Annotated in this window: 1 pseudogene; it reads right to left on the bottom strand. The window is 46.3% G+C overall.

Features of this window, described 5'->3' with window-relative positions:
* Positions 1-114 precede the first annotated feature (114 nt).
* Positions 115-1704 (bottom strand): annotated as a pseudogene (locus F6K49_RS53910) (reverse transcriptase domain-containing protein); the annotation flags it as partial.
* Between the last annotated feature and the right edge of the window lie 583 nt (positions 1705-2287).

The raw sequence follows: 2287 nt of genomic DNA, 5'->3' as shown, positions 1-2287 counted from the left end.
GTTACGGTCGATGTCCCCTATTAAGGGGAGCACCTCCGCTTCAGAACTGGGCGTGAGACTTTCACCTCACCCAGCTCCTGGGTAAACTCAGTCTTTTGACCGGCCTTTCGGCATGCTCCAGTGTATCTGTTGGTGGCAGCTCCGATGAACTGCTAGTAAGTTCTTCGTTTTCCGGTTGTCGTGGTTTCCATCGATATGATGAAGATGTACAGACTCGTCTTCTAGGAACTTCAATCCACAGTGTCCACAAGAATGGTTTTGCCGTTTCAGAGCGTCTGAAGTAGCACCGGAGTAGAGGCGGGAATTCCTTTTGCTCCAGTAGACTAAGTCGCCGTCATAGGGTGACTTAGTCCCCTTGACGTTCACGTGTTGGTTCTGTTTGTAACCTACTTTTGGGAATGCCTTTTTGCATAGTTCGTTGGCCTGATACCGGTTTACTTTCTTTTCCTTTCGGAATTTTCGGTTTGCGGTCTGGTTCATGAACCATAAGCTATCCCTTGAGCTACTCATATCGCAACTACTGTGATAGTTACGCCATCCGCGAACAATTGGGGCTAACTTTTTGGCTTTTACTTTGGCACCATAATTCGAGCAGTTGACCACGGTTTTAATCTTCTTACGTATGTTTCTGTGGTTTTCCTCTGAGGGAATACACGAGAATTTTCCGTCTTTTCTGGCGCGGAATCTCCACCCCAGGAGACGAAACCTTAGAATAAAGAAGCCTTAATTAATAATTTTTAACCCTTTTTTGCATAGTCTGTCGCCTGTAAAGGCTTCTTTATTCTTACGGTAACTTCATAGGAAGTCAAATCCGTCTGTCGTTTTGGTCAGCTTGGTCTTTTCTTCACTGATTTCCATTCCTCTTTCTGCCAGAAAGTTTTTTACTTTTTGGAGAATTTTTTCAGCGTTATCTTTTGGCTTGAGGATAAACACCATGTCGTCTGCGTATCGCAGGCTGGTGTGTATATCTTCTATTCCGTTAAGTGCCACATTTGCTAGTAAAGGGCTGACCACACCACCTTGGGGTGTTCCTTGCTCTAGGAATTCCGGATTGATGCCTGCTTTTAGGCACCTGAAAATCCCCTGTTTTAGGCACGCAGGAGCTAACAATCTATCCATGATTGAGCTGTGTGAGATGCGGTCAAAGCATTTTTTTATGTCTAGTTCGATTATTCGCTTGTTTATACCGTTTTTGTCGGATTTCAGGTGTAGGAATAGCCGTTTTTGCACGTCTTGTGCGCTTCTTCCGGTCCTGAATCCATAACTGTCGGCACTGAACGTTGCCTCGTGGGCTGGTTCTAGGGCGAATTTGGCGCTTACTTGCCATGCTCGGTCGGCTATGGTTGGTATCTTTAACATTCGGGTCTTTCCATTCTTTTTAAGGATTGGATGTTCCCGTAGTCCGCTATGTTTCCAGTCGTGGCCGTAACGGGTCAATGTTTCAACCAGTTCCATGCGTTCCCTGAAATTGAGTTTTGACTTTCCGTCAATTCCAGCAGTTCTTTTGCCTTTATTTAGCTGTGTTACTTGTCGGACAGCCAGCAGTTGTGCTGAGCGGGATTTCATAATCAGTTTCTGTAGAGACCTGGCTTTCTTCAGGTCACCTGCTTGAACCGCTTTGTATACACGCTTTTGTAGGCGGAATAAATTTTGGCGGAGTTTCTTCCACTTCTGATTTTTCCAGAGTTCACTATGATTGCTCATGTGTCTAACCGTGCTCTACTAGAGTTTGTATATTCTGAATACCCGCAGGCAGTTTCTACCTGCATCCTACCCGGTAGTAGGGATTAAGTGTGACATCACTTACCGTAGGTTCGACCGGCCTACAGACCTATTTTTGTGCTACCGTTTTTACTTGTTCCATTCATCAGATTGTTGTGGTGATTTAGGGTAGTCCATTTTGCCTATTCCCTCCTCGGAGATTACAGTTGTCCAGGACAGAACACTGTGAGGATTAGGGAATCAAGTCTCGCATGTACTAGTCAGATTGCGGCTCCGAAATTAGACACTTTTTCAGGACTTTCGCTACTGTTACCCATGTCACCTCCCCGTTAGCGGCAGTGTCACCCATCTGATTGGTGTCTGATTCCGCCCTGGTGCCAGCTTCACTCTGCAAGGGTGTCGCCTTGCTCGGTGTGGCCAAGATAGGGAGTCACTAGTCTCTTCTAGGGGTCGGGTTTGCACCGCCATCCGGATGAATAGTTGTAATCTTTCGGGGTTGTCCCCGCGAATTACCTAAGTCTTACCCCTCCTGGTAAAGGAGGCTCTTACTTAGAACAAGCCGCAC

The organism is Moorena sp. SIO3I6, from assembly GCF_010672095.1.
The sequence above is the reverse complement of the archived record's forward strand: the minus strand, read 5'-3'. Positions and strand labels throughout refer to the sequence as shown.